Consider the following 23,978-nt stretch of genomic DNA (forward strand, 5'->3'; position numbering starts at 1 on the left):
CACGCCGCCAGCGTTCGTCCTGAGCCAGGATCAAACTCTCCAATAAAGTTTGTATCTGGTTCAAAGCTGGCAAAACATTTCATGATAGACTCATCAACGCTTTCGCTGTTCAGTTTTCAAAGAGCATTTTGTTCTTCAATCGCCCAGAGGCGACTTTCTTAATTTATCATACATCCACTTGTGAAATCAAGTGTTTTTTTCATTTTCCTTGTTGCCATTTGTTTCAGGTGTTTAGCAGCAACGTTTGTAACTATAGCATGTTTCCTCAACAGAAGTCAACGGTATTTAAAAAAATTTACTCCGACAATATAAATCCGATCTCTTCGTTCCCATCTCCATCTAATGAAAGGGAAACTTCACGGAGCAAGGATCGCTGCACCATTTTCTCCAGTAACAAAGGAAGCTCGATATCAGCCCGCTTGATTTCATCATGCATCATCAACTCAGAAAAGCGCCACGGTCCAGTCTTCGTCTCCATAATCTCCATAACATAGCGCACAGATTCCTTCATTGAAGAAGATAGCCAGAATTCAATGGCAAGCTCCAAAAGTTCTATGCGCTTATCCAGAGCCTCTGCATTGATCGACAGCTCTTCGTACAGCTTGTATACAGAGGGATCAATCAGCTTTACCTGCGACCAAAGCCCACAGACTGGCTGCTCCCCCGCTTCATAGATAATACACCTGGCCCAAGCATGAAGGGACTGGATCACCGCATGATAAGCATCCAGATTCATCCCACGATTCAAACATTCCTTGGTTTGACAAAAAAAGCGGAGCAATCGGGAATACTCTCTGCAGATGTACATTTTTTGGAGTGGTTTCGGCATTTGATAAAGGCGTTGCTTCATCAGACTCATGTAGCCGTCTTTCTCCCAAACGACAACTGCTGTCTTCAAAATGGCCGAGAGCTGTTCATCCAGACCACGTACCGCAGCTTGCTCCAGCTGCCAAGTGCTCACTTGCTGCTCTACGATTGATTTTCCCTGAATCAGTATTCGCCTGGTCATACTCTCTGTCTGTGGCTGATTCACCACAATCAAATAGAAAGTCCCATCACGAAACGGAACAAGCATGTAAGGATCAGGCAACATCAAAACTGCTTCTACATCCAAACGCTTTCTCAAGGTTTGCAGGTACATTTCATTGCAGTCATCTGGTCCCATGCCATGCCCTCCTTTCAACTGATCCCAAGGTTGAATGTATGGATTCTACAAGCAGCTCAGGTTTCCTGCTTGTAAACAGATGAATCCTTTGTGTGCTATACTAGTGTGCAGGAGGAATGATGATGAAAAAAACTGAACGCCTGAGTAAAATAAAACGCATGCGCACATGGGGCAACTGGAGCATGGTTATTGGCCTTCTTCTTATGTATACAGGCTATGCGTTCTTTGCTGGATACTTGGACTTTATACCTTTGCTCGGACCTTTGCTCAAAGGCTCTCATATCTTTATGACGCTCCTGTTAATCATCGGCTTTTTGCTCACAATGGCGAGTACGGTACTCTTTATGATTTCCGGAATGGTATCGACTTCTGCCCCCCAGGTATCGTGCCCGTCTTGTCAGAAAGTGACCAAGATGCTCGGCAAGGACGACGCCTGTATGTTTTGTGGACAGCCTTTGCGACTAGAAGACGAGCAACCCCAAAACCAGACATAATCCTTAAACACATACAAGCCACCTGACTTGCCGATGTAACTCGACTAGCAGGTGGCTTTCTTCTATCTACTTGCGCATTATTTGTTTAAGCCTTCTTGAATCGCATCCCAAATCTCCGGCTCTTCAAAACCACGGCGCCACGCAGCTATGCCCGCCAGGTTGTACTTCTCCACCAGTTCGACCCGTTTTTTCATAGAGACAGTGTCCTCAATCCACATCTTGTACGTATTGCCATCCTTCGGGTCTTTGTACTCTACATAATTTTGTCCAGAAGCCTCGTCCAGCTTAGGCGTCAGCTTACGTTCCTCGATCCATTTCTTCGCGCCAGACATATACAGTGCCCTGGAGCTTACCTTTACTTTTCCGTCAGCCTGCTTTGCTTCTGTCCACAAGCGCGTGTAAAAAGGGACACCAAGCAGCAGCTTTTCGGCCGGTACTTCCTCCAGCACGCCTTTCAGACCGTTCTCTGTCCAAGGCAGAGAAGCAACAGACCCTGCTTTCGGACTCGCAGCCCAATGCTCGTCGTAAGTCATGACTGCTACATAGTCCACGATTTTTGCGAGTGCTGGCCGATCCAAAAACATTGACCACGTCTCAGCCGTTGATTTGATCGTCACATCGATGCTGACCGTAAGCCCTTGCTCATGCAGATACGGAGTCAATTCCCGCATGAATTGAACCAGTCGTTCCTTGTCCGCCAGATATACATTCTCAAAGTCAATGTTAATCCCGTCAAGATCGTATAAATGCGCATAATGGAGGAGCTGGGCAATCACTTTTTCACGCTTGTCAAAGCTGCTCAGCACGGAAGCGGTCCAATCCGGGTTGAATCCGTTCGTTACGAGTCCCCAGACCTTATAGCCCCGCTGATGCGCCCATTTTACATAGGCAGGGTCGGCTTTATTCGTCAAGTTCCCCTCTGAATCCTTCATTTCAAACCAGGTCGGGGATACGACATTGACGCCAGGCAAGGCGCCGATCTCAGCTGTATTGGGATTACGGTTCACGACATGCTCCCATACCAGATTAATCTTTTGTCCGAGTGGCTTCCAGGCAGCCTTTTTCTCAGTGGAAGCCGGACGTTCCAGCTGTACCTTGCGCACTTCAGTCAGCGTGACAGCCCCTTTGGGAAGAAAACCGCTTGTACCTTTTGGCGTCAATACCCGGTACCAGCCTTCCTTTTCACCCAATATATCGACTTTGTCTCCTGAAGAAAGCTCTGCAACGATCGGCTCGCGATGGGAAGCTCCGGTCCTCACCAGGCCCGCTTTTTCTTCGGCTACAATCTCAGCCTGCTGTACGGCATAGCCTTCCTTTTCTACCTGCAGCACACCGGGATCTTCAAGCTGCCGGAACGAGAACGAATACAGCTTTTCTACCGGTTCGAGCGGCACATAGCGTACTCCCTCCACGTCCTGAACAGGCACCTGCAGATTGAGAGGCTTTTTGTTCAGATAGGCCACCACCTGATCGCTCTGCATCCGGAGAACCTTGTCCTTGGTCGTGACAATCACGGATTTGGTCGGTTCATCCCAGAATAGATCCGGGTCGATGTGTTCTTTTATAAAATCAAAAGGGAGCAGCACCTGCTGCGCATCCAGCAGGTAAGGCGTGTCGATCTGCTCGCCCTGGAATACGATGACTTGCTTCTCTCCATTGTATGGTTCAACATGCTCCGTAGACGGACGCAGAAAAAAGTACCAATACATAGCGCTGAATATTGCGACGATACATAGCATGAGCATGAGAAAAAAGCTGGCCAGACGGCTTCGTTTACGTCTTGGGCGAGTAGTCACTCCTCTTTCCGCTCTCATGGTCTCGACCCCCTTGTTGACGAACCATCACCACGACATAATAGGATGATATTCCGCTAGACTTATTTCTACGATCATATAGTGAAATCAATTCGTTCACAACCTTTTGTCTATTGGCAAATCTTGAACAAACTCCTCCCAACCAAAGACGTTTCAACTGATAAAACGTTACACGAAACGACAGAAAAACACCTTCCTCATCAACAAAGAGCTCATTCGTTGAATCAGAAGGTGTTTGCAGACAAAGCTGTTTTAGTGAGTAGTCTTTTGACAGGCCGTACAGATGCCGTAGACTTCCATTCGATGACCAGTGACCTGAAATCCGACGTCTTTTGCGGCAGAAGTTTCAGCATCCTTCAGGTAAGGGAAGTGAAAATCACTGATGGAGCCGCAGTTCATACAGATTGCGTGGTAGTGATCTTCTTCTACATTGGCATCAAAACGGCTGGAAGCATCACCGTAAGTCAGCTCCCGCACCAGGCCCGCATCCTTGAATACCCGCAGATTGTTGTAGATCGTGGCCACACTCATATTCGGGAATTTTCCCTCAAGCGCCTTGTATATTTCATCAGCAGTTGGGTGGGTCATCGTATCAAGCAGATAAGTCAAGATGGCATGACGCTGAGGTGTCATTCGGACTCCGGTGTTTTTAAGGATCTCGACAGCTTTTTCTACTCGCTGTGTCATTTTGATACACCTCTCAGTCTTTCGCAAGACAACAGAACTTGTTTCTAGTGTCATTGATTAGAATTACTTTAAATAAGTGTACGTCTAGTCAACGAATACTGTCAATATGCATTACACTCATTTGGAGAAACTGGCAACAAAAAATTCTCTAGGAACTCTTCGTTGTGGTCTTCGGCTTCTTTTTCGATGCCGCTTTTTTGGCTTCCGTCTGAGCGAAACGGCACATCGACTGCAATGGACAAACCCCGCACTGCGGATTGCGAGCCGAACAGATTCTTCGACCGTGCCAGATCAGCCAGTGATGGGCATCCGACCACTTTTCCCGGGGAATTCTTTTCATCAGCTGGCGTTCCACTTCGTCTACGTTGTCGCTTTTGGCCAAGCCCAGCCGGTTGGCTACACGAAACACATGTGTATCGACTGCGATTGCGGGTATGCCATAGGCGTTGGACAAAACGACATTGGCCGTCTTTCTGCCTACACCCGGCAATTCCTCCAGCTGCGCGTGAGTCTGCGGAACTTCACCGTTGTACTTCTCAAACAGGATTCTACAGGTCTCCAGGATGTTCTTACTTTTATTCTTATACAGCCCAAGCCCCTTTATATGCTCTTCCATTTCCTCTTGTGTCAAATGAAGATAATGCTCGGGTTCGTTCAAGCTTTCAAACATAGGGGCGGTAATTTCATTCACTCGTTTATCTGTACACTGAGCTGACAGAATCGTCGCGATCAACAGCTCGAATGGAGATCTGTAGTTCAATTCACAATGCGCGTCTGGATAAAGCTGCTGCAGGGTATCCAGGATTTCGGTTACAGGTACTTTCCGCTGTGCCATTGGTATAACCCCCTTCTCCCTCCATTATACAGGGAGATGCCAACTCGACAATCATCTATCGCCGATTCGAATAGCATCCGGCAATGGAAGTAAGGTAGAATGGAGGATAAATGGATCAGATTGACAGGGGGGATCGAGATGAAAGTCTTCCTGACTGGCTCAACGGGTTTTGTGGGAAAAGGAATGATGGCCCGCTTGCAAAAAGAGGGGCATGAGATCGTCTGTCTCATCCGGCCGGGATCGCAGGGCAAGATCGGACAAAACGATGGTAGTGCCGCAAATATCTCGTGGGCGACAGGCGATTTAATGGATACACAGTCACTTGCATCTGCCATGCGGGATTGTGATGCGGTTATCCATCTTGTCGGCATTATACGGGAGAAGCCTGGCAAAGGTATCACGTTTTCCCGCATTCATGTAGAAGGCACCAAAAACGTGCTTTCCGCAGCCAAACAGGTCGGAATTAAACGCTTTGTCCACATGAGTGCATTGGGTGCCCGGGAAAATGCGACAAGCGCCTATCATCGAAGCAAATACGAAGCAGAACAGTTGGTGCAGAATAGCGGGATCCCGTATGTAATCTTCCGTCCATCCGTGATATTTGGCCCTGGTGATGAATTCGTCAACATGCTGGCCGATTTGGTCCGTCTGCCTGTCACACCTGTCATCGGCGATGGCTCCTATCCGTTGCAGCCCGTAGCTCGGGAAACCGTAGCAGATGTTTTTGTCCAAGCGCTCTCGCTGGAAGCATCCACCCAGCAAATCTATGAAACAGGTGGCCCATCATCCATCACGTATGGTCAAATCCTGGATGATATCGGAGCTGCTATTGGAAAGCATCGCGTGCGCAAATTCCATATCCCGCTCGGACTGATGAAGCCTGTCATTAACACGATGGAGGGTTTCTCCTTTTTTCCGATCACCAACACACAGCTGACGATGCTGCTGGAAGGAAACGACTGTAAAGACGCTCAGCGATTGTACGACACGTTTTCAACTGCCAAGATCCCTTTCCGTGAAGGGATTTCCACCTATTTGTCCTAACAGCGAAAAGCCCTGCTCGCGACCATGCAAGCAGGGCTTTATTTGCTTTCATACCATCGTATCAACTCAGCGAAGCTCCAAAATGCCTTTTCCACCTCGATAAGCATGCTGAAAATGGATTTTGTCCATCGTCACAAACCCGTAGCGGCTGTATACCTTTTCGACCTGCTCGTTGATCGGGCAGACCAAAAGCTGCGTTCCTCCCGACAAGAGAAACTGCTCCTGTGCATGTCGGATCAGATGACCGATCAAGCCTTGGCCGCGAAAAGCAGGAAGGGTAGCCACATTTTCTACTCGTATGATCGGTCCTGCGAGCAACAAGCACAAGGTCGAAGCTGGTTCCCCATTGACGCGAAGCAAAAAATGCTGGAAAGCCGGATGGGCGAACTCCTGTGCGAAAGCTTTTTCCCGGATCTCTCTTCCGCCAAGCTCCGGTACGGATTCGACCAGGAGACAATCCTCGTAGTTCTCTGTGGTTACAGGCTCAATTTCAATATCAGCCCGTGGCTTTGTCTCTGCCAATTGTCCCTGCCAGAGCTGAATCGGTGAAGGCAAGGACTCCGTCTTGAAGCCCTGCTTCTCCAATTCATCCAAAAGAGCCTGTTGCTTGGCTGGCTGATACAAATAAACACGTGGAAAGATTCCTTTGGGATCAAAGAAGTCGACCACTTCTGCTACAATGTGCTCTGCTTCCGACTGATCGCTAACCGCTTGGCTCAGATGTGCATGGTTGGCATCGTAATGAAGCGGATTTTCTTCATTTACAAACAGATATCCCCACGGTCGCTGCTCCATGCGGGAAAACACACGCTTGTACGCAATGTCTGATTCTTCCACGACAGATCGAATCGGTATATATCTGGTCCATCCGACCTTGGCTTTATTCATGCAAATTCAGCTCCAACGTCCCAGTCTGCAAATTGACATGACGAGCTACTACAAACAGGTAATCAGACAAACGATTCAAATATTTGACAACAGCAGGGTTCACCTTCTCCTGCTGCGCCACGTGCACCGCTTTTCGCTCTGCACGCCTGACGACCGTGCGCGCCACGTGGAAGGTCGAGGATGCCGGATGCCCGCCAGGCAAGATAAAGTTGGTCAAAGGCGGTTGATCCGCTGCCAGGTTGTCGATCTGCTCTTCCAGGTAGGTGACGTCTTCCTCCACGATCGGCCAGCCTACATTTTTTCCTTCTGGTGTAGCCAGCTCAGCACCGACGTGAAACAGCTTGGTCTGGATCACATGAAACACTGCACGCAGTTCTGCCCACTCATCTGTCTGGGGCAATAGCGACAAAGCGAGTCCGATCTGTGAATTGGCTTCATCACAAGTGCCGTAAGCCTCGACCCGATCTGCAAATTTGGGCACGCGCATGCCATGAACCAATGAGGTTTCCCCTTTATCCCCTGTCTTCGTGTAAATTCTCATCCCGATCCCTCCTACATAGCTATTATCAAACTAAAAAACAACCCCTACAGTGCTTCTGCTACCAGGATACATTCATTGCTACTGGCATCAAATGGCGTTTTCGCAAAGGTTCCATAGCGCTCCACGACTTTCAAGCCGTTGAGACGCAGCAGATGATGCAGCTCCGCCGGAAAAATGTAGCGCAACGTAAACGTTCCCTTCACGCGCTCTGTCACGACACCTGCCGGATTGCTGCGCTCGTAGATGCGTGTCACTTCCGACCATTGCTGGAAGTGATCATAACGGGTGTAATCCCACATCGCGAGCTCATCCCCGTCATCCATTCGATACGTTCCGCGCAGTGACATTTTCTCACTTTCTTCAGCAAAATGACTGATCTTGGGGACGAAGACGTTCATCACGAACTTGCCGCCCGGCGCCAGATGCTTTCGTATGCAAGTCAATGCTTTCATCTGCTCGTGAATGTGCATCAGGTGAAGAAAAGAGCGAAACGGAATCATGATCAGTGAAAACGACTGTTCGAGCTGAAATTTTCGCATATCCCCCTGCAGCAGCTTCAGGTTGTCGGCTACACCAGCTTCCAATGCTTTGGCTCGTGCCTTCTCCAACATGTCTGATGACAGATCGATCCCTGTCACCTTTACCCCTGCTTGAGCAATCGGAATACTGATTCGACCGGTTCCGCAGGCCAGATCTAAGACCGGGCCGCCTGCTTTTTTGGCCATTTCCAGATAAAACTCTACATCTCCTGCCACTCCGCGCTGCGTCAAATCATAATAATCCGCCCAGCGGTACATGTCACTCATGCTTGTCGTCTCTCCCTCTTCATTACGCTTGCAAGGCTTCAGACATCAAATAAGCCATGACCAGCTTGGCCGTGTTGTCCAGCGCTTCCTTGTGAGTCCGTTCATGTGAATGCGACGCATCAACCCCTGGTCCAATCAATCCATGTACGATGTCGTAGCCTGCTCGCAGGGCTGCACTAGCGTCAGAGCCGTAGTAAGGGTAGATGTCGACTTGATAATGGAGGCCATTTTTCTCTGCCAGCTCAGTCAAATGACGGCGTAATCCGTAGTGATATGGACCGGAGGAATCCTTGGCGCAGATCGAGACACAGTACTCGTCGGTCGTCTGCCCATCCCCGATCGCCCCCATATCCACAGCCAAATATTCGATGACTTTGGAGGGCACACTGGAGTTGCCGCCGTAGCCAATCTCTTCGTTATTGCTTACGAAAAAGTGAGTCGTATACGGAAGAATCTCGTTGGACTCTTTCAAATGCTTGATGACTCCCAGCAAAATCGCGACACTCGCCTTGTCATCGATGTGGCGGGACTTGATGAAGCCGCTCTCTGTGACGGTTACGCGGGGATCAAAGGATACGAAGTCTCCCACGCTTATTCCTAAGTCGATTACGTCCTGCTTGCTCTTTACTTTTTCGTCCAGACGAACTTCCATGTTCTCTTCGCTTCGCTCCATTTTTCCGGATTCCCGGTAAACGTGAACAGACGCCTTGGTAGAAAGAATCGTCCCTGTTACGATTCGGCCGCTGGAGGTTTCTATCGAGCAATGCTCTCCTTCCACAGCGTTAAACGTAAACCCGCCAATCAAGGTCAGCTTCAGACGCCCGCTTGCCTTGATTTCCTTTACCATTGCTCCCAACGTGTCGACGTGTGCGGTCAAGAGACGCTCCTTTTCCTGATTGCGTCCAGGCAAGGTGGCGATAATGGCCCCTTTGTTCGTGCGTTTGTGTTCGACGCCCAAAGAAGTCAGCTCTTGAGCGACCCACTCCATCACTTTGGCGGTATTACCTGATGGACTTGGAATATTGGCCAATTGGCAAAAAGAATCTACCATATAAGGGACAGAAACAGTCATGATCACATGCCTCCTCAACCGTATGTATTCGTTTTACAATTCTTCCTTGATAAATTGAAGGACTTCTTGCACGTGTCCTTTCACCTTCACTTTTTTCCATTCCTTCGCGATCTTCCCTTCCGGATCAATCACAAACGTCGACCGCTCAATGCCCATATACTCCCGGCCATACATTTTTTTCAATACCCATACGCCATACGCTTCTGCAACCTGATGATCGGGGTCTGCCAAAAGCGGGAATGGCAATTCATGTTTGGCGATAAACTTGTCATGGGATTTGACATCATCCGGACTGATTCCGAGGACCACCGTGTTCAATTCGGAAAACATCGGATGATAGTCGCGAAAATCGCAGGCTTCCGTCGTGCATCCGGGGGTCATGTCCTTCGGATAAAAATAAAGTACCACATGTTTTCCGTGATACTGGGATAGCGAGATGGTCTGGTTGTTGTTGGCTTGCAAGGTAAAATCAGGCGCTGCTTGACCGACAGTCGTCATGGATATCCCTTCTTTCTACTCAGTTCCATTCCTTGATAAATTCCATTTTATCACAAGCTGCCAGTCACTTCATCCAGTATACGCATTGCGCTTTTTGTCAGAAAACGCTAGAATTGATTGATAGTATTGAGAAAGAGGAATTATTAAAAATTGGCTTAGTCAGTTGGATGGTGAATGATGGCATGAAAGAGTTTTTTGAAGTAACCGACCCAGAAGCGCTAAAATCCCTTGCCATACCGGAACGCGTAAAGATTTTGGAACTCTTCGAAGACCTGGAGCCCCGAACTGCCAAACAAATCGCTACAGAACTGGGCGAAAACGCTGCCCGTCTTCACTACCACGTGAAAGAGCTGGTACGAGTTGGTTTGTTGGAACAGGTAGATACGCGAGTAAAAGGTTCTATCGTAGAAAAATACTACGAGCCTGTTGCCAAGGTGATTCAAGTAAAACTTCAGCTTATGATCGAGGAAAACGCACAGCAATTGAGTGACATCATGTTTACTCCTTTCCGTACGACAGAACAGGATTTACTGCGTACACTGAACCGTTTGGTTGCCAGCGATACAGATGTTCGCAAGGAGTACAAGAACACATTTGCTTTCAACTTGTCTGAATTTTACTTGAGTCAGGAAGAACGAAATCAGATGGTTGAAGAAATCAATGAGCTGATTCAGAAGTACAAAGCTTTCAAAAACGAGCCCGGCAGACGAAAATTGAAGTATTTTAACATTCTCTTTCCGCACACTCCTGCTGATCCTACGGATGATGTTGACGATGGATTCGAGGATACGCTGGATTAGAGATGTTCGTCGCTGCATAAGAATTGAAGATCAACACGAAAACCATCGGGCGAGGATGGTTTTCTTTTTTTATCCCTATTTAAGGATGGGAATCGTCACAGGAAAATGCGGATATTTCGTTGCGGGAATGGGGACTGGAACGCTTTTTCGAAGTGGTGATCACTGGTGTCGAGGTTTCCAATCCCAAGCCGCATCCTGAAGGGATTCTACTTGCAATGGAGCAGATGAAAGCTATTCCTGCCGAAACCATCTATGTAGGCGATAGCCATGCAGATGTCATCGCCGGAGGATCTGCCGGGTTAACCACTGCGAAACAAACATTCAAACATTTACTTGAATGTTTGTTTATAAGCCACTATAATCAGAGTAACATTAGGAAATATTATCCGATTTAAGGAGGGCTTACTATGGGGCTCCATCACGGACATTCCCATGATCATGGATACGCGCACGGAAAAGGTGCAAACAAAAAAGCACTGCTGATATCCCTATGTATTACGACTACTTTTCTCATCATTGAAGTCATCGGAGGGTTTCTCACCAACAGCCTTGCCCTACTGTCAGACGCAGGGCACATGCTGAGTGATTCCTCCGCGCTCTTTCTCAGCTTGATCGCGATGTATTTTGCCTCCAAACCACCTTCGCCTGCCAAAACCTATGGATTTTATCGTTTTGAAATTCTGGCAGCTCTTATAAACGGTGTGACTCTGGTACTGATCTCCCTCTACATCTTCTGGGAGGCAATCGAGAGACTGGCCGCTCCCCCTGAGGTATCCAGCCTGTCCATGATGGGGATCGCTTTCGTCGGTCTGCTCGCCAATATTGCCGCTGCTTTTGTGCTGATGCGCGGCGACTATAAAAACAATCTCAACATGCGAAGTGCTTTCCTACACGTACTCGGGGATATGTTGGGCTCTGTCGGTGCGATCGCGGCCGGATTCCTGATGTGGATGTTCGGCTGGTATATTGCCGATCCCATCATCAGTATCGTCGTCGGGGTCCTCATCATGATTAGTGCTTGGCGGGTAACCAAGGAGTCCGTGAATGTTTTGATGGAAGGAACACCATCTCGTATCGATACCAAAAAAGTATCCGAAACGTTAGAAATGATAGAGGGTGTTACACATGTACATGATCTACACATATGGACTGTTACTTCAGGCTTCGACTCACTCACCGTCCATTTGGAGGTGAAGGACGATCTTCCGAGCTATCCAGTCCTGCAGGAAGCTTTGCAAGTCCTTCGGGATCAATTCGGGATCACCCACGCTACCGTACAAATTGAAAACTCTGCCGTCCGGCATGATGAAATGATGTGCCAAATAGGACCAGGACTTGACGCTCATGATCATAGCCATGACCATGCGCACGACCATTCACATCCCGCACACAAACATGAGCACGATTAACACATCACGAAACCATCCTGGCTGTAGAAACTTCCCTATCTTTTTTTAAGAGCATCTGTAAGGTTTTCCCTCCAGATGTATCTAATAAGGGAAGGGAGGAACGAAGGTTGGAAGAAAAATCGATGTTGTCGCCACCGGTCACCCTGCTTGCACAAACAGACACCTACGCTTTTGAAGAATTGATGAATACGCATATGCCTGACGTATACCGACTTTGCTGTTGGCTGGTCAAGGACCCGGTGGCTGCCGAGGATCTGACTCAGGAGGTTTTTCTACAGGCGTATAAGCATATCGGTTCCTTTCGCGGAGAAAGCCAGTTGGGAACGTGGCTCTATCGGATTGCTGTAAACGAGTCGAAACGGTATCTGCGTTCCTGGAGCTTTCGCAAGCTGCTGTATTTCTCCCCATCCCACAATGCCTTTGAGTCTGTCACTGCCAGGCATGTGCCAGACAGAGAAGACGAGAGCATCCTGGTTCAACTGGAACAGCTCGTCCACGCCCTTCCCTTTCGCCACAAGCAGATCATCGTCCTGTACTACTATGAGGACTTGCCTGCTGAGTGCATTGCCGAAATTTTAAACATGAAGGTCGGGGCGGTGTACACCCGTCTGCATCGGGCGAGGGAAGCATTGAAGAAAAAGGCTGTGGAGGTGGGCAAGGAATGGATTTGAATCAACGATTGCATGATCTCGGAGCCGAAAGACGACACGAGGCTTTATCTGATCGTGAACAGCTGGAGCGAATGAAAAAGGCGGTCCAGAGTAAAATTCCGCCCCGCATGAATGTCAGGCGATGGATGCCGATGCCGGTGGTAATCAGTATGATGCTGGTTTGTTTTGGATCTTGGGTTCATTTTTCTGGCGAACCCGGGGAGCAGGAATCCCCCCCCTCAGCGTCCCATGTTCCTTCTCTCACGCCTGTTCCTCCTCCCACAGAACCTCTGCCTGGAGAAGCAATGAACACGACGGAAGCAAACACTCCCTATGTACGGGATGAACGCCTCTCATTTGCTTCTGATTTCCTTGATTTGGTAGAGCGGTATACTTCTTACGAGATCAAGCAGGTGACGGCTTCACCTTTTGCAGAGGTTTTTCAGGCGACAGATCAGGCGATCATGCTGGAGACGAACAAGGGCAAGGTACATATCGTCTTTTTCCCCAACCCCGGCGAAGCAGAGAAGGTGGAAATTGACGAGGATTTTACGGTACGCGGGCAAGTTACCTATACCTTTACAGGTGCGGAGCTAAATGAAGGTGCTGTCCCCATCCATGCGAATGGCCCTACGTTTCAGTACAGCTACGACAATCTGTTATTCCTGTCGAACAACAGTGAGTTTGTCTTAACATTCCGAAATGCATTTACGACCTTTGAAACGTATAAAAGCATCTTTGCCAATTTTGACCTTAACCTGGACGAATACGTGCACCTGAATGAGTTCAAGCAACAGAAAATTAAGGCTTCCCCTCAAGATATCGATCAAAATTCGGCGTTGGCCATTCACAGGCTCAACTCCTTGTGGTGGGCACATCCAAAGTTAAGAGGGGAAACGTACGTTCCAAAGGTAGGGGACCGCAAGCCCGGTGTGTTTGTCAAAAAGGGCACTACCGACGACGTCCTCAGCATATACGCCTCAGCAGACGGTACTCACCATTTGTTCCGCCTGAAATGGGACAGCGAAAACAAGCTCTGGACACCTGTCGATCATCAGCAAAAGCCTTGGAAATCCAAGCAAAGCTCCTGATAGCTGCAAAAAGACCACCTCATCCATGCATGAACAGGTGGTCTTGCTCGTTTTTCGATCAATAAGCCCTTCCAAACCAAGCCGTATGCTTCGCGTCCGTACCGCACGTGATGCACGTTTTCTTCTCCACAGGCGGCTCAAACGGAATATTGCGGGAGGTAAACTTCGTCTCTTCCTTCACCTTCGCCTCGCAAGCATCCTCACCGCACCAGCCTGCCAGTACCCATCCGCTCGGCTTGTTTTCGCTCTCACAATTGGCGATATGGGCGTGCAGCTGCTCCAGCGTTTCGATCTCCAGGTGGGAGTGCTCATCGCGGAAGGCGACGGCCTTCTCATACATGTTCTGCTGAATCTCCGCCAGCAGCTTGGTCACGGCTTCTGCAGCACCCTCAAGCGGCACCGTTACCTTTTCTCCCGTATCACGCCGTGCTAAAATCACCTGTCCGTTCTCCACATCGCGTGGACCAATCTCCAGTCGAATCGGCACGCCACGCATCTCCCACTCATTGAATTTCCAGCCTGGCGTTTCTTCGCGCAGGTCAGCTCGCACACGGATTCCCGCTGCTTTCAATGTATCAAAGAGCGGATCAAAGGCCGTCATCACCTGTTCACGCAGCTTCATCGGACCTACTGGGATCATCACTACCTGAGTCGGCGCCATGCGCGGCGGGAAGGCCAGTCCTCTGTCGTCTCCATGCACCATGATCATCGCCCCGATCAGACGGGTAGAACTGCCCCAGGACGTCGTGTGCACGTACTTGAATTGATTGTCGCGATCGAGGAACTTGATCTCGAAGCCTCGTGCGAAGTTTTCCCCCAAATAGTGCGAGGTTCCCGCCTGCACAGCCTTGCCGTCCTTCATCATCGCCTCGATGGAATACGTATCGACAGCACCTGCGAATCGCTCGCTCGGTGTTTTTTGCCCCTTCCAGACCGGGATCGCCAGCTCCTGCTCCACAACCTCGCGATAAATCTCCAGCATCTGCATGGTTTCTTCCCGCGCTTCCTCCTCCGTGGCGTGAGCGGTGTGTCCCTCCTGCCAGAGGAACTCGGAGGTGCGCAGGAATGGCATCGTCCGCTTTTCCCAGCGAAACACGTTGGCCCACTGGTTGATCAGCACTGGCAGATCGCGATAGCTCTGTATCCACTGGCTGTACATGTGCCCGATAATGGTTTCCGAAGTCGGACGCAGCGCCAGCTTTTCTTCCAGCGGCTCTCCACCCGCCTCTGTCACCCAAGGCAGCTCTGGATTGAAGCCTTCGATATGCTCCTTCTCTTTTTGGAAAAAAGACTCGGGGATCAGCATCGGGAAATAGGCGTTGCGATGGCCCGTCTCTTTAAATCGTTTATCCATCGCCGCCTGAATTCGCTCCCACAGCTCAAATCCATCAGGCTTGAACACGATACAGCCGCGAACCGGTGTGTAGTCCATCAGCTCCGCTTTTTTGATCGCATCAATATACCATCTGGAAAAATCCTCGGACTGCGGCGTAATTTCCTTCACAAACGCTTTTTCCTGCTTCATTCCATGTCACTCCTTTTCAGAATAAAAAGCAAAAATCCCCCATCCCAAAAGGGACGGAGGATTAACTTCCGCGGTACCACCCTGATTAACGATTGGCCATAAGCCCCTCGCTCACTCAACGAACCCGATAACGGCGGGTATCCGGCACAGTTCTTCACCAGCGGCTTCAGGATGGGGTGCAGGTATGCCTGTGTATCAGCCTTCCAGACGTGGGCCGACTCTCTGGGACATGGCGAATAGCTGCGAGTCCTTTCATTGCCTTTTCAATCAGTGTATTTAAGTAAACATCTTAGCAAGCTGATGACGCGTTGTCAATTAATGGTTCTCACTTGCAAGCGCAGCGCCAGCTTGACGTACACCGGATAAGCGACCAACGCAAGCATGGCTCCCTTAAAGATATTGAACGGAACGATACCGTACAGGATCAGCGACCAGACACTGTCAGCTCCAAAGCTGGCGAGCAGCTGCTCCATCGGCATTTGATAGAGTGCTGCATAGGCAGGCAGCAGGAACCAGGCGTTCATGAATGCCATCACGACTGTCATCAGCAAAGCTCCGAGTGCCAGACCGGTGAGGAAGCCTTGCTTCCCTTTTCCGATTCGCTGCATCAGCACAGCTGACACAACGAAAATCGATCCAGCCAGCACATTGGCGATTTCACCAATGATCAGACCGTCTGTATTTTTAAACAGCATGTGCAGTGTGTTTTTCATAACCTCAATAATAATTCCCGCGACCGGACCGTACATCAGCCCGCCGATCAGAGCTGGCAAGGTGCTGAAATCCAGCTTCAAAAACGAAGGCATCAGCGGAATCGGAAACTCCAGGTATTGCAGAATGAACGCAACTGCAGCCAGCATGGGGATTGTCACCAGCCGTTGGGTTGACGTTCGCGATGAGTGCATCGCTGTTTCTTTCATGTGTACCATCTCCTCATTTTTCCTACTCCTTCTTGAGGAATGGCAACAGCTGCCGTACTTCACGCCTTGATCACCAAGCAAACGAACGAAAAAGCCCTGAGGAACAAAAGTCCCCAGGGCGGTTTTGCAGGCGTCTGACAAAGCATGTACAAAAAAGGGTACAAGAAACCAAGAGGGCTATCCAAGACGAAGCTCCCCCTGTTGCTTCTCCCGTTTGCACAGGCAAACAAGCACGTGTCATACCGTACTGTCGTCATCCTTCTCCCATCCAGACTGTACTGTCGGCTCTGGAATCACACCAGATCCTGCACTCCGTCGCTTTTGACAGCTCGGGAGGCTCGCGGGCTTAACATGCACAAGGCACGATTACCGCCGGTCGGGAATTTCACCCTGCCCCGAAGGAATGTGTAGTTGTTTTACAAGGTTTATTATATAGCGATTGTTTTTCATTTGACAATAGCTGAATGTTACCTATTTCCGATCAAAGTGCATGGAATTAATCCCACTTCGCTACAGCCACGCGTCCTGAGAAGAAGGTCGCCCCGCCTCCCATATCTGCGACACGCCCCGGCGTGAGCGCGTTGACGAAGTGCTTTCCTCCCGGCACGTCCGCCCACAAGCCTTGGCTGACCACGACACCCGGCAGTACACTTTCCCCGACAGAGACCGTAAGCTCGCACTCCCCACGATCGTTCCAGACTCGCACCAGATCCCCGTCATGGATACCAGCAGACTGTGCATCCTCCTGGTTCATGTACAGGCGCGGAATCTTCTCCATGCGGACATGCTTTTCGTTATTGGAAAACGTGGAATTGAGGAAGTTGTGGTTCGGCCCTGGAACAAACAGGTATGGATAGTCGTTATCTTCTGGCAATGGAATATACGTCGGCAGCGGCGGATAGCCTGCTGCTTCCATCCGGCTCGAATACAGCTCGATTCGACCGCTCGGTGTCGGCAAATTTTCGATAAAGCCGCGCTCTACCCGTGCCTTCGCGAATTTCTTCTCGCTCAGCACTTCAAGGTCAATTCCGTGCAAATAAGGATTTTGCGGTACGTCGAGCGCCTGCCGGATCATGTCTTCCTCTGTATCGTCGAACATAGCATCCTCAAAGCCCATTCCTTTGGCGAGCAAGCGAAATACTTCCACGTTTGACTTACTCTCCCCGTACGGAGCAATAACCGGCTGTTGAAGCTGAATGTAGTGATGCCAGTACGACGTGTAAAAATCCGTATTTTCATAGGATGAGGTCGCTGGCAATACGATGTCTGCATACCGTGCGGTTTCCGTCAGAAATAGATCATGCACGACCGTGAACAAATCCTCACGTTCCAGCCCCTGCCTCACTTTATTGCCCTCAGGTGCTACGAGCGCCGGGTTGCAGCTGTAGACGTACAGGGAGCGTACCGGGGGATCCAGCTCCAATAGCGCTTGGCCGAGCAAATTCATGTTGATGCTGCGTGTCTGTTTGTTCAGCAGTACATCCGGTCGCTGCATAGCGGTCTTGTTGTGCTCCAGAAATCCTTTGTTTCCCTTGATTGCTCCGCCGCCTTTGACCAGCCATTGGCCCGTGAGCGCAGGGAGACAGGCAATCGTCCGAACACACATGCCACCATTATCGTGATGCTGCAAGCCATTGCCGATGCGGATGAATGCTGGCGACGTCTCCCCGTAGAGTCTTGCCAGCTTGTAAATATCGTCGACAGGAACCCCTGTAATCGCGGAAACGGTAACTGGATCGTAAGCACGAACATGCTCTCGCAATTCCTCGTGACCTACCGTGTGCTTGTCTAGAAAGCCCAGGTCCACCATGTTCTCTGCAAATAAAACGTGCATCATGCCGAGAGCCAAAGCGCTGTCAGTCCCGGGTAGAATCGGAATAAACCAGTCCGCCCACTGCCCTGTCCGATTTTTGTGTACGTCAATGACCACGATTTTTGCACCATTCTTGCGTGCCTTTTCCGCCAAAACCACCTGATGCATATTCGTGCTGATCGTGTTGATTCCCCACATGATGAACAGCTTTGCATGCACTGTATCTTCTGGATCCGTCCCGAAGGCATTCCCCATCGTATAGCTGTAGCCTACCCCACCAGCTGAATTGCAAATCGTACGCTCCAAGCGACTGGCGCCTAGCCGATGGAAAAAACGCAGGTCCATGGACTCGGCATTCAATCTGCCCATATTTCCATAGAAGCTGTACGGCAGTATACTTTCAGGCCCGAAATCGGAAATCAGTGCCTTCCACTTGGAGGTGATCGTCGCAATCGCTTCTCCCCAGCTGATCGGCTCAAACTGGCCGCTGCCTTTGGGTCCTGTGCGCTTGAGAGGCTGCTTAAGCCTTTTCGGGTCATAGATTCGTTCCGTCATATTGCGCACTTTGTTGCAAATATTTCCTTGTGTCACCGGATGATCCGGGTCTCCTTCTACCTTGACGACCTTTCCATCCTTCTTGTGCAGGAGTAGTCCGCATTGATCCGGGCAGTCCAGTGAACATACGGCCGGAAACACTCCATCAGGTTGATCTACGTACGATTTCATGACCGATCTCCCTCTCCTTTTTCGATGGCCACACCGCGTCATCGTATCTCGTATGGGCATCATGGGCCTCATCTTCGGAGGCTTTTTTTATACCAGTATATACCTCGCTATGTGTTTTTCCTACCAAAAAGAGCGGGATTAAGATCCCGCTCCTCGATACTTGCTGACTCCCCAGTTCCACACCACCACGCCAATCGTGAAAAAGATCACGCCCATGACAGGTGTCATCGCCGCGTAGGTATACCAGGTCTCCTTGCGCAAAAAGTATGCGGCAGGATAGACCCCCACGAAGGCAAACGGCAAAATGTAGGTCAAGACAAAACGAATTACTTTGTTGTAGACATCAACGGGATAGCGGCCGTACTGCTGAATGTTGTAAATCATCGGTGTAATCCCAGTGCGTGAGTCGGAGAAAAAGCTGATCGCCGAAATCGCCGTATACACTCCCCCGTAAATGAGAGCGCCGCTGATCGCCAAACCAACGAACAGAAACGGATCGTACCAGGTAAACGACAAATCCAGCTGGATCGCGGCATAGCCCATGATGATCAACCCGGAGATTACGCCAAAGATGCGATCAGGCGCAATGGACTCCAGGCAAACCTGTGCCAGATTGTGTATCGGCCGAGTCAGGATACGATCCATTTCTCCGCGAATGATGTATCGTTCATTAAAGTCCCAAAAGCCGAAAAACATCGAGAACAGTGCGTACGGAACCAGGAAAAAGCCGTAGATGAAAATGATCTCATCGCGCGTCCAGTCCTTCATCAGCGGCACATGCGTAAAGACGACTACAATGAAGACCAGATTGATCAGCTCGGAGACGAGATTGGAGATCAGATCACCGAGAAAGTCAGCCCGGTAGGCCAACCTGGTCTTGAAGTACTGACTCAGGTAGTCAGCAAAGATCTGGAAGATGTGTTTGGCGTTTTGTATGCTTTGCATGTTCTACCCTCCCTGCACGACCAGTCTGTGCCTAGCCTTTCTCCACAGAAACAAGATCGGAATCATAATAATCAGTACCCACGCGACCTGCAGCCCGATGAGCTCCCAAGCGCGTCCCGTGGAAATAGCTCCGGTAAAAATCAAGCTGGGGTAGTAGTTGACCGCCTGAAAGGGCAAAAAGCCCATCGCGGTCTGCGCCCAGCCCGGGAAAAAGCTGATCGGCAGCACCAGACCGGACAACAGATCGACAACCACACGCTTCGCCCGCATCATGCCGTCATTGCGTAACAGGAAGAAGGTGAGCAAGCCCGTCACCAGATTGATCTGGGTATTAATCAGGAAGGCAAACATGAGACTGATCAGGTACAGTCCCCAGTCCTCTCCGCTGGCAGGAAAACGAAACGGGATGACGAGACTGATCAAGAAAATACCCGGCCCTGCGAAAAAGAGAAAGCGGAAGATCCCTTCCCCAAAAGCCTGCGCCGTTTTGACGGAGAGGTAGTTGTAGGGGCGAATCATCTCGATCGCTACCTTGCCCTCCCGCACGTCCTGCGCGATTTCCATGTCGATGTTGTTGAAGTAAAAAGCGCGCGACATCCAGGCGATAGCCACGTACGAGGTCATCTGCTCGACCGTCAGCCCACCCAGCTGCTGCTGTCCGCCGTAAATCGCCGACCATAAAAAGAAATACGCCCCGATATTGATCCCGTAGATGATAATGCCGCTGTAGTAGTTGACCCGATAAGCCAGCATGGTCAGAAACCGCATGCGGATCAGTTCCATGTACAACTTACGCATGGCTGGCTACCTCGCTGTCCGTCGAGTAGATATTGCGTACGATATCCTCGGTGCTTGCCTCCAAAATTTTCACATCGCTTACTTCAAACGTGGACATGACCGTGGAGAGAACAAAGGGCAGCATTTCCTCGCTCCGTGCCACCTTCACACGCAGCGCATAGTCATTGATCTGATCGATCTCACAGGGAAGCTCGCCCAATGCCTGACGCAGCTCACCTGCTTGCGTGCGCTTTTTCATCTGGAACGAAATCTCCGTGCCATTGCCCCATCTTTCTTTCAGATCCGTCAACAGACCATCGAAGATCAGCTTTCCTTTGTCCATGACGAGCACGCGCTTGCACAATGCCTCAATATCTGTCACGTCGTGCGTGGTCAAGAGGATCGTCGTGTTCTCGGTCTCGTTGAGATTGAGCAAGAACTCCCGAATTTTTTGCTTCACCAGAACATCCAGACCCACCGTCGGTTCATCGAGGAACAAGAGTCTCGGCTTATGGATCAGGGACGCCGCAATCTCACAGCGCATCCGCTGCCCCAGACTCAGCTTGCGTACCGGCTGACTGACGAAGGAGGTGATGTCCAGCTCTTCGATCAACCGCTGCAGCCACTTCTCCCCCTCGACTTCATCCACCTTGTAGACACTCTTCAGCAGCCGAAATGATTCCATCGGGGACAAGTCCCACCACAGCTGCGAACGTTGACCAAAGACGACTCCGATCGAGCGAACATATTCCTCACGTTGTTTGAAAGGCACGAATCCGTTAATGCGGATATCTCCCTCACTCGGTGTCAGAATTCCGGTAAGCATCTTGATCGTCGTCGATTTACCTGCCCCATTTTCCCCGATCAGGGCGAACATCTCGCCTTCCTCAACGTGAAAGGAGAGGTCATCGACTGCCTTCACTACTTTGTATTCGCGACTGAACAGGTCACGAAAAGCACCACCAAGACCGGCTCTGGCCTGATGGATGCGAAATTCCTTTTGCAAATGTTTAACTTCAATCATGGAAAACCGTCCTTTTTGCTCTTCGTTGAATTCCATTTGTAAGTGTATATGAGGCCATCCATTTGTGCAAAAAGCAATGTGCTGGAAACTGCATTATGCCAGTTGGATGTAGATGCCTGTTTTGTCATCCGACTTTTTGAATCGCACGTATTTCATACATTCGGGATCACTGTTTTCCAATGCCATAAGCTCATCTGTATAATGTATGCACGAGGCATGAACAAGCCGTCTGTCAATAACACCATCGCTTTCAGATCGGTACGATTGATTTTTCCATACTCTATATACTGGCTACAGGCTGAATCGCCGTTGATCACGCCGTACCCTCCCTGAATATTCGCCTGATAGCGATTTTCTGCCAAAATGCTCCTGCAGCTCGCAATCAACGCTTCTCGCGTCGAGAGTCCCTGGCTGATCCCTTCTTCCCACTTGGCGAACGCGATTCTCTCCAGATGATGGACTTGCGGGTAGGTGAGCGGGCGCACAGCATCGTCTGCATACACGGCAAAAATCATGCAATCACCTGTCTGGGCGTAATCAATATGCTCATCCTGCACGCGAACGACAGCGGCAGCTGCTCCCCAAAGGTATTCTTTTTTCTGCAGATCCACTTCAGCCAAAAGCATTTCCTCACGCAGCGCATCATTGGCTTCCACTAGACAGGCTGTCAGCAACTCTTTGCCATCCACGGCTTCCAATTTGCGTTTCACCAGCTCGGCAGCACGTGCTCCGGAGGTTCGTGCTGCTTCTGACTCCTGCACGCCCGTACTCAGCGAAGAGACCCCGTCGATTACCGCAAACACACGCTGTTCCTGGTTGATCACATACGCATTCATCAACCAGATGCCAGCGTTCATATCCACGCTTCTTCCCCTTGTGGTAAGATAGGGATTGACTTTTGGGAACAGAAAAGAGGGAAAACGATGAAAAATCGTGAACGATCTGCACAACTTCACGAACAAGCGATGGATGTCATTCTCGGGGGTGTCAACAGCCCATCCCGCTCCTTCAAGGCTGTGGGCGGGGGCGCACCTGTCTCGATGGAACGCGCACAGGGTGCTTACTTCTGGGACGTAGACGGAAATCAATACATAGACTACCTGGCCGCGTATGGTCCGATCATCACGGGACATGCTCACCCGCATGTGACCAAGGCGATTACGGAGGCAGCAGCGAATGGAACTCTCTACGGTACACCTACGCCATGGGAAATTACCTTTGCAAACATGATTCGCAAGGCCATCCCTTCGATGGAGCGAATCCGCTTTAACAACTCCGGTACGGAAGCCGTCATGACGTGCATCCGTGTCGCTCGGGCGTACACCAATCGGATCAAGGTCATCAAATTCGCCGGCTGCTACCATGGACACTCGGATCTGGTGCTGGTGGCTGCTGGTTCAGGGCCATCCACCCTGGGCATTCCAGATAGCGCTGGCATCCCGCAAAGCATCGCCAACGAAGTCATCACTGTTCCGTTCAATGACAAGCAAGCCTTCGCGGATGCGATCGAAAAATGGGGCAGCGAAACAGCTTGCGTTCTCGTCGAACCGATCGTCGGCAACTTCGGAATCGTGGAGCCAGAGCCTGGCTTTCTCGAAGAGGTCAACCGCTTGACGCATGCTGCAGGCGCTTTGGTCGTCTACGATGAAGTCATCACCGCATTCCGCTTCTGCTATGGTGGTGCACAAAATCTGCTGGGCGTGGAACCGGATTTGACAGCTCTGGGCAAGATCATCGGTGGCGGATTGCCAATCGGTGCCTACGGTGGACGCAGAGAAATCATGGAGCAGGTAGCACCACTCGGGCCCGCCTACCAAGCCGGAACGATGGCTGGCAACCCAGCCTCCATTCGTGCCGGAATCGCCTGCCTGGAGGTCCTGTCACAGCCTGGTGTTTATGAGGAATTTGAGCGCCTGGGCGAGATGCTTGCAGCAGGTATTCGCGAAGCTGCACAAAAGCACGGCGTGAAGATTCAGCTCAACCGTGTCAAAGGCGCGATGGCCGTCTACTTTATAGATGAGCCCGTGTACGATTACGATACCGCTCAAAAGGCAGACAGTGAGGTATTCGCCCGATTCTTCCGCCTGCTTTTGGAAGAGGGCATTTGCATCGCTCCGTCCAAGTATGAGGCTTGGTTCATCACCACAGCCCACACGGAGCAAGATATTGTGAAGACCATCGCGGCTGTGGATCGCTGCTTTGCCGCGCTGTAGGTCAATTGGAAAAGATTACGTCTCCCTGTGCTGGATGACACGGGCATACTATCCATGTTCGTATCCAGCAAAGGGGGATCTTTATGTCTAAAGGCGGAAATATTTACCCGAAAGCACCTGAGAAAACCCTGGACTCTAAAATGAGTTCGAAAATGTTGGAGGTCGTTGGTTTCCAGAATCCACGAAAAACCGAACATCACAAAACACAAAATCACGATCGCTAGACCCCAAAAACGGACGT

General features: G+C 50.3%; 24 protein-coding genes, 1 pseudogene and 1 riboswitch. Of the genes and pseudogenes, 9 read left to right on the top strand and 16 right to left on the bottom strand.

The window, feature by feature from the left end:
* Positions 1-295: 295 nt before the first annotated feature.
* On the bottom strand, positions 296-1,165 hold the full coding sequence (locus JZI27_RS04690) for a hypothetical protein (protein WP_280206929.1): 870 nt from the start codon (positions 1,163-1,165) through the stop codon (positions 296-298).
* Between the two features lie 122 nt (positions 1,166-1,287).
* On the opposite strand from JZI27_RS04690, the gene JZI27_RS04695 reads away from it, so the two are divergent.
* On the top strand, positions 1,288-1,659 hold the full coding sequence (locus JZI27_RS04695) for a YgzB family protein (protein ID WP_122911240.1): 372 nt from the start codon (positions 1,288-1,290) through the stop codon (positions 1,657-1,659).
* Between the two features lie 77 nt (positions 1,660-1,736).
* On the opposite strand, the gene JZI27_RS04700 is transcribed toward JZI27_RS04695, so the two are convergent.
* From JZI27_RS04700 to nth, 3 genes are all read right to left on the bottom strand, one after another.
* Positions 1,737-3,473: a glycosyl hydrolase family 18 protein gene (locus JZI27_RS04700; RefSeq protein ID WP_280206930.1), complete on the bottom strand. Its 1,737-nt coding sequence runs from the start codon at positions 3,471-3,473 to the stop codon at positions 1,737-1,739.
* A gap of 252 nt (positions 3,474-3,725) precedes the next feature.
* A complete protein-coding gene (gene perR / locus JZI27_RS04705) occupies positions 3,726-4,160 on the bottom strand; it encodes a peroxide-responsive transcriptional repressor PerR (protein WP_122911242.1) in 435 nt (144 codons plus the stop codon).
* A gap of 148 nt (positions 4,161-4,308) precedes the next feature.
* Complete coding sequence (nth, locus tag JZI27_RS04710) at positions 4,309-4,995, bottom strand: endonuclease III (protein WP_280206931.1); 687 nt, start codon at positions 4,993-4,995, stop codon at positions 4,309-4,311.
* Positions 4,996-5,133: 138 nt separating this feature from the next.
* Between nth and JZI27_RS04715 the strand changes: the two genes are divergently transcribed.
* Positions 5,134-6,039 carry a complex I NDUFA9 subunit family protein gene (locus JZI27_RS04715; RefSeq protein ID WP_280207021.1) on the top strand — a complete coding sequence of 302 codons (906 nt, stop codon included), beginning with the start codon at positions 5,134-5,136 and terminating at the stop codon, positions 6,037-6,039.
* Positions 6,040-6,105: 66 nt separating this feature from the next.
* Here the strand turns inward: JZI27_RS04715 and JZI27_RS04720 are convergent, their stop codons facing one another.
* The 5 genes from JZI27_RS04720 to bcp are packed head-to-tail and all read right to left on the bottom strand — an operon-like array spanning position 6,106 to position 9,844.
* A complete protein-coding gene (locus JZI27_RS04720; protein WP_280206932.1) occupies positions 6,106-6,927 on the bottom strand; it encodes a GNAT family N-acetyltransferase in 822 nt (273 codons plus the stop codon).
* Positions 6,920-7,468, bottom strand: a complete 549-nt coding sequence (locus JZI27_RS04725) for a cob(I)yrinic acid a,c-diamide adenosyltransferase (protein WP_280206933.1) — start codon at positions 7,466-7,468, stop codon at positions 6,920-6,922. Before JZI27_RS04725 ends, JZI27_RS04720 begins: the two co-directional genes overlap by 8 nt.
* A gap of 44 nt (positions 7,469-7,512) precedes the next feature.
* Positions 7,513-8,274: a class I SAM-dependent methyltransferase gene (locus JZI27_RS04730; protein ID WP_280206934.1), complete on the bottom strand. Its 762-nt coding sequence runs from the start codon at positions 8,272-8,274 to the stop codon at positions 7,513-7,515.
* A 22-nt stretch (positions 8,275-8,296) separates the two neighbouring features.
* Complete coding sequence (locus JZI27_RS04735; protein WP_280206935.1) at positions 8,297-9,346, bottom strand: M42 family metallopeptidase; 1,050 nt, start codon at positions 9,344-9,346, stop codon at positions 8,297-8,299.
* A 33-nt stretch (positions 9,347-9,379) separates the two neighbouring features.
* Complete coding sequence (bcp, locus tag JZI27_RS04740) at positions 9,380-9,844, bottom strand: thioredoxin-dependent thiol peroxidase (protein WP_122911248.1); 465 nt, start codon at positions 9,842-9,844, stop codon at positions 9,380-9,382.
* A gap of 182 nt (positions 9,845-10,026) precedes the next feature.
* Here bcp and JZI27_RS04745 point away from each other — a divergent pair, with 182 nt between their 5' ends.
* From JZI27_RS04745 to JZI27_RS04765, 5 genes and pseudogenes are all read left to right on the top strand, one after another.
* Entirely contained in the window at positions 10,027-10,644 is a 618-nt protein-coding gene (locus JZI27_RS04745) for a winged helix-turn-helix domain-containing protein (RefSeq protein WP_122911271.1), read from the top strand.
* Positions 10,645-10,748: 104 nt separating this feature from the next.
* Positions 10,749-11,039 (top strand): annotated as a pseudogene (locus tag JZI27_RS04750) (HAD-IA family hydrolase); the annotation flags it as partial.
* Between the two features lie 12 nt (positions 11,040-11,051).
* A complete protein-coding gene (locus JZI27_RS04755; RefSeq protein ID WP_280206937.1) occupies positions 11,052-12,053 on the top strand; it encodes a cation diffusion facilitator family transporter in 1,002 nt (333 codons plus the stop codon).
* A gap of 107 nt (positions 12,054-12,160) precedes the next feature.
* Entirely contained in the window at positions 12,161-12,724 is a 564-nt protein-coding gene (locus JZI27_RS04760) for an RNA polymerase sigma factor (RefSeq protein ID WP_245997335.1), read from the top strand.
* Complete coding sequence (locus tag JZI27_RS04765; RefSeq protein WP_280206938.1) at positions 12,715-13,794, top strand: hypothetical protein; 1,080 nt, start codon at positions 12,715-12,717, stop codon at positions 13,792-13,794. Before JZI27_RS04760 ends, JZI27_RS04765 begins: the two co-directional genes overlap by 10 nt.
* Positions 13,795-13,852: 58 nt before the next feature.
* Here JZI27_RS04765 and proS read toward each other — a convergent pair whose 3' ends face one another.
* The 7 genes from proS to JZI27_RS04800 form a co-directional block, all read right to left on the bottom strand.
* The gene (gene proS, locus JZI27_RS04770) at positions 13,853-15,319 is read right to left on the bottom strand and encodes a proline--tRNA ligase (RefSeq protein WP_251244343.1); all 1,467 of its coding nucleotides are present in this window, start codon (positions 15,317-15,319) and stop codon (positions 13,853-13,855) included.
* 311 nt (positions 15,320-15,630) lie between these two features.
* Positions 15,631-16,239 (bottom strand): ECF transporter S component, encoded by a 609-nt coding sequence (locus JZI27_RS04775; protein ID WP_122911253.1) that lies wholly within the window; start codon positions 16,237-16,239, stop codon positions 15,631-15,633.
* 252 nt (positions 16,240-16,491) lie between these two features.
* A riboswitch (FMN riboswitch) is annotated at positions 16,492-16,646 on the bottom strand.
* Between the two features lie 89 nt (positions 16,647-16,735).
* Positions 16,736-18,778, bottom strand: a complete 2,043-nt coding sequence (locus tag JZI27_RS04780; RefSeq protein WP_251244341.1) for a molybdopterin-containing oxidoreductase family protein — start codon at positions 18,776-18,778, stop codon at positions 16,736-16,738.
* A 138-nt stretch (positions 18,779-18,916) separates the two neighbouring features.
* A complete protein-coding gene (locus JZI27_RS04785) occupies positions 18,917-19,723 on the bottom strand; it encodes an ABC transporter permease (protein WP_183185319.1) in 807 nt (268 codons plus the stop codon).
* 3 nt (positions 19,724-19,726) lie between these two features.
* Complete coding sequence (locus tag JZI27_RS04790) at positions 19,727-20,521, bottom strand: ABC transporter permease (RefSeq protein WP_122911255.1); 795 nt, start codon at positions 20,519-20,521, stop codon at positions 19,727-19,729.
* Complete coding sequence (locus JZI27_RS04795; RefSeq protein WP_280206939.1) at positions 20,514-21,524, bottom strand: ABC transporter ATP-binding protein; 1,011 nt, start codon at positions 21,522-21,524, stop codon at positions 20,514-20,516. The genes JZI27_RS04790 and JZI27_RS04795 overlap by 8 nt, the downstream gene beginning before the upstream one ends.
* 152 nt (positions 21,525-21,676) lie before the next feature.
* Positions 21,677-22,381, bottom strand: a complete 705-nt coding sequence (locus JZI27_RS04800) for a protein phosphatase 2C domain-containing protein (protein ID WP_348521356.1) — start codon at positions 22,379-22,381, stop codon at positions 21,677-21,679.
* 66 nt (positions 22,382-22,447) lie between these two features.
* Here JZI27_RS04800 and JZI27_RS04805 point away from each other — a divergent pair, with 66 nt between their 5' ends.
* Both JZI27_RS04805 and JZI27_RS04810 read left to right on the top strand, forming a co-directional pair.
* Positions 22,448-23,737 carry a glutamate-1-semialdehyde 2,1-aminomutase gene (locus JZI27_RS04805; protein WP_280206940.1) on the top strand — a complete coding sequence of 430 codons (1,290 nt, stop codon included), beginning with the start codon at positions 22,448-22,450 and terminating at the stop codon, positions 23,735-23,737.
* A gap of 83 nt (positions 23,738-23,820) precedes the next feature.
* Positions 23,821-23,961, top strand: a complete 141-nt coding sequence (locus tag JZI27_RS04810; protein ID WP_280206941.1) for a hypothetical protein — start codon at positions 23,821-23,823, stop codon at positions 23,959-23,961.
* Positions 23,962-23,978 lie beyond the last annotated feature (17 nt).

Source organism: Brevibacillus sp. AY1, assembly GCF_029870785.1.
Lineage (GTDB): Bacteria > Bacillota > Bacilli > Brevibacillales > Brevibacillaceae > Brevibacillus > Brevibacillus invocatus.

Coding starts and splice junctions, on each gene's coding strand:
- JZI27_RS04690 (WP_280206929.1), bottom strand. CDS start 1,165: ATGGGACCAGATGACTGCAATGAAATGTACCTGCAAACCTTGAGAAAG.
- JZI27_RS04695 (WP_122911240.1), top strand. CDS start 1,288: ATGAAAAAAACTGAACGCCTGAGTAAAATAAAACGCATGCGCACATGG.
- JZI27_RS04700 (WP_280206930.1), bottom strand. CDS start 3,473: ATGAGAGCGGAAAGAGGAGTGACTACTCGCCCAAGACGTAAACGAAGC.
- perR (WP_122911242.1), bottom strand. CDS start 4,160: ATGACACAGCGAGTAGAAAAAGCTGTCGAGATCCTTAAAAACACCGGA.
- nth (WP_280206931.1), bottom strand. CDS start 4,995: ATGGCACAGCGGAAAGTACCTGTAACCGAAATCCTGGATACCCTGCAG.
- JZI27_RS04715 (WP_280207021.1), top strand. CDS start 5,134: ATGAAAGTCTTCCTGACTGGCTCAACGGGTTTTGTGGGAAAAGGAATG.
- JZI27_RS04720 (WP_280206932.1), bottom strand. CDS start 6,927: ATGAATAAAGCCAAGGTCGGATGGACCAGATATATACCGATTCGATCT.
- JZI27_RS04725 (WP_280206933.1), bottom strand. CDS start 7,468: ATGAGAATTTACACGAAGACAGGGGATAAAGGGGAAACCTCATTGGTT.
- JZI27_RS04730 (WP_280206934.1), bottom strand. CDS start 8,274: ATGAGTGACATGTACCGCTGGGCGGATTATTATGATTTGACGCAGCGC.
- JZI27_RS04735 (WP_280206935.1), bottom strand. CDS start 9,346: ATGACTGTTTCTGTCCCTTATATGGTAGATTCTTTTTGCCAATTGGCC.
- bcp (WP_122911248.1), bottom strand. CDS start 9,844: ATGACGACTGTCGGTCAAGCAGCGCCTGATTTTACCTTGCAAGCCAAC.
- JZI27_RS04745 (WP_122911271.1), top strand. CDS start 10,027: ATGAAAGAGTTTTTTGAAGTAACCGACCCAGAAGCGCTAAAATCCCTT.
- JZI27_RS04755 (WP_280206937.1), top strand. CDS start 11,052: ATGGGGCTCCATCACGGACATTCCCATGATCATGGATACGCGCACGGA.
- JZI27_RS04765 (WP_280206938.1), top strand. CDS start 12,715: ATGGATTTGAATCAACGATTGCATGATCTCGGAGCCGAAAGACGACAC.
- proS (WP_251244343.1), bottom strand. CDS start 15,319: ATGAAGCAGGAAAAAGCGTTTGTGAAGGAAATTACGCCGCAGTCCGAG.
- JZI27_RS04775 (WP_122911253.1), bottom strand. CDS start 16,239: ATGAAAGAAACAGCGATGCACTCATCGCGAACGTCAACCCAACGGCTG.
- JZI27_RS04780 (WP_251244341.1), bottom strand. CDS start 18,778: ATGAAATCGTACGTAGATCAACCTGATGGAGTGTTTCCGGCCGTATGT.
- JZI27_RS04785 (WP_183185319.1), bottom strand. CDS start 19,723: ATGCAAAGCATACAAAACGCCAAACACATCTTCCAGATCTTTGCTGAC.
- JZI27_RS04790 (WP_122911255.1), bottom strand. CDS start 20,521: ATGCGTAAGTTGTACATGGAACTGATCCGCATGCGGTTTCTGACCATG.
- JZI27_RS04795 (WP_280206939.1), bottom strand. CDS start 21,524: ATGATTGAAGTTAAACATTTGCAAAAGGAATTTCGCATCCATCAGGCC.
- JZI27_RS04800 (WP_348521356.1), bottom strand. CDS start 22,381: ATGAACGCTGGCATCTGGTTGATGAATGCGTATGTGATCAACCAGGAA.
- JZI27_RS04805 (WP_280206940.1), top strand. CDS start 22,448: ATGAAAAATCGTGAACGATCTGCACAACTTCACGAACAAGCGATGGAT.
- JZI27_RS04810 (WP_280206941.1), top strand. CDS start 23,821: ATGTCTAAAGGCGGAAATATTTACCCGAAAGCACCTGAGAAAACCCTG.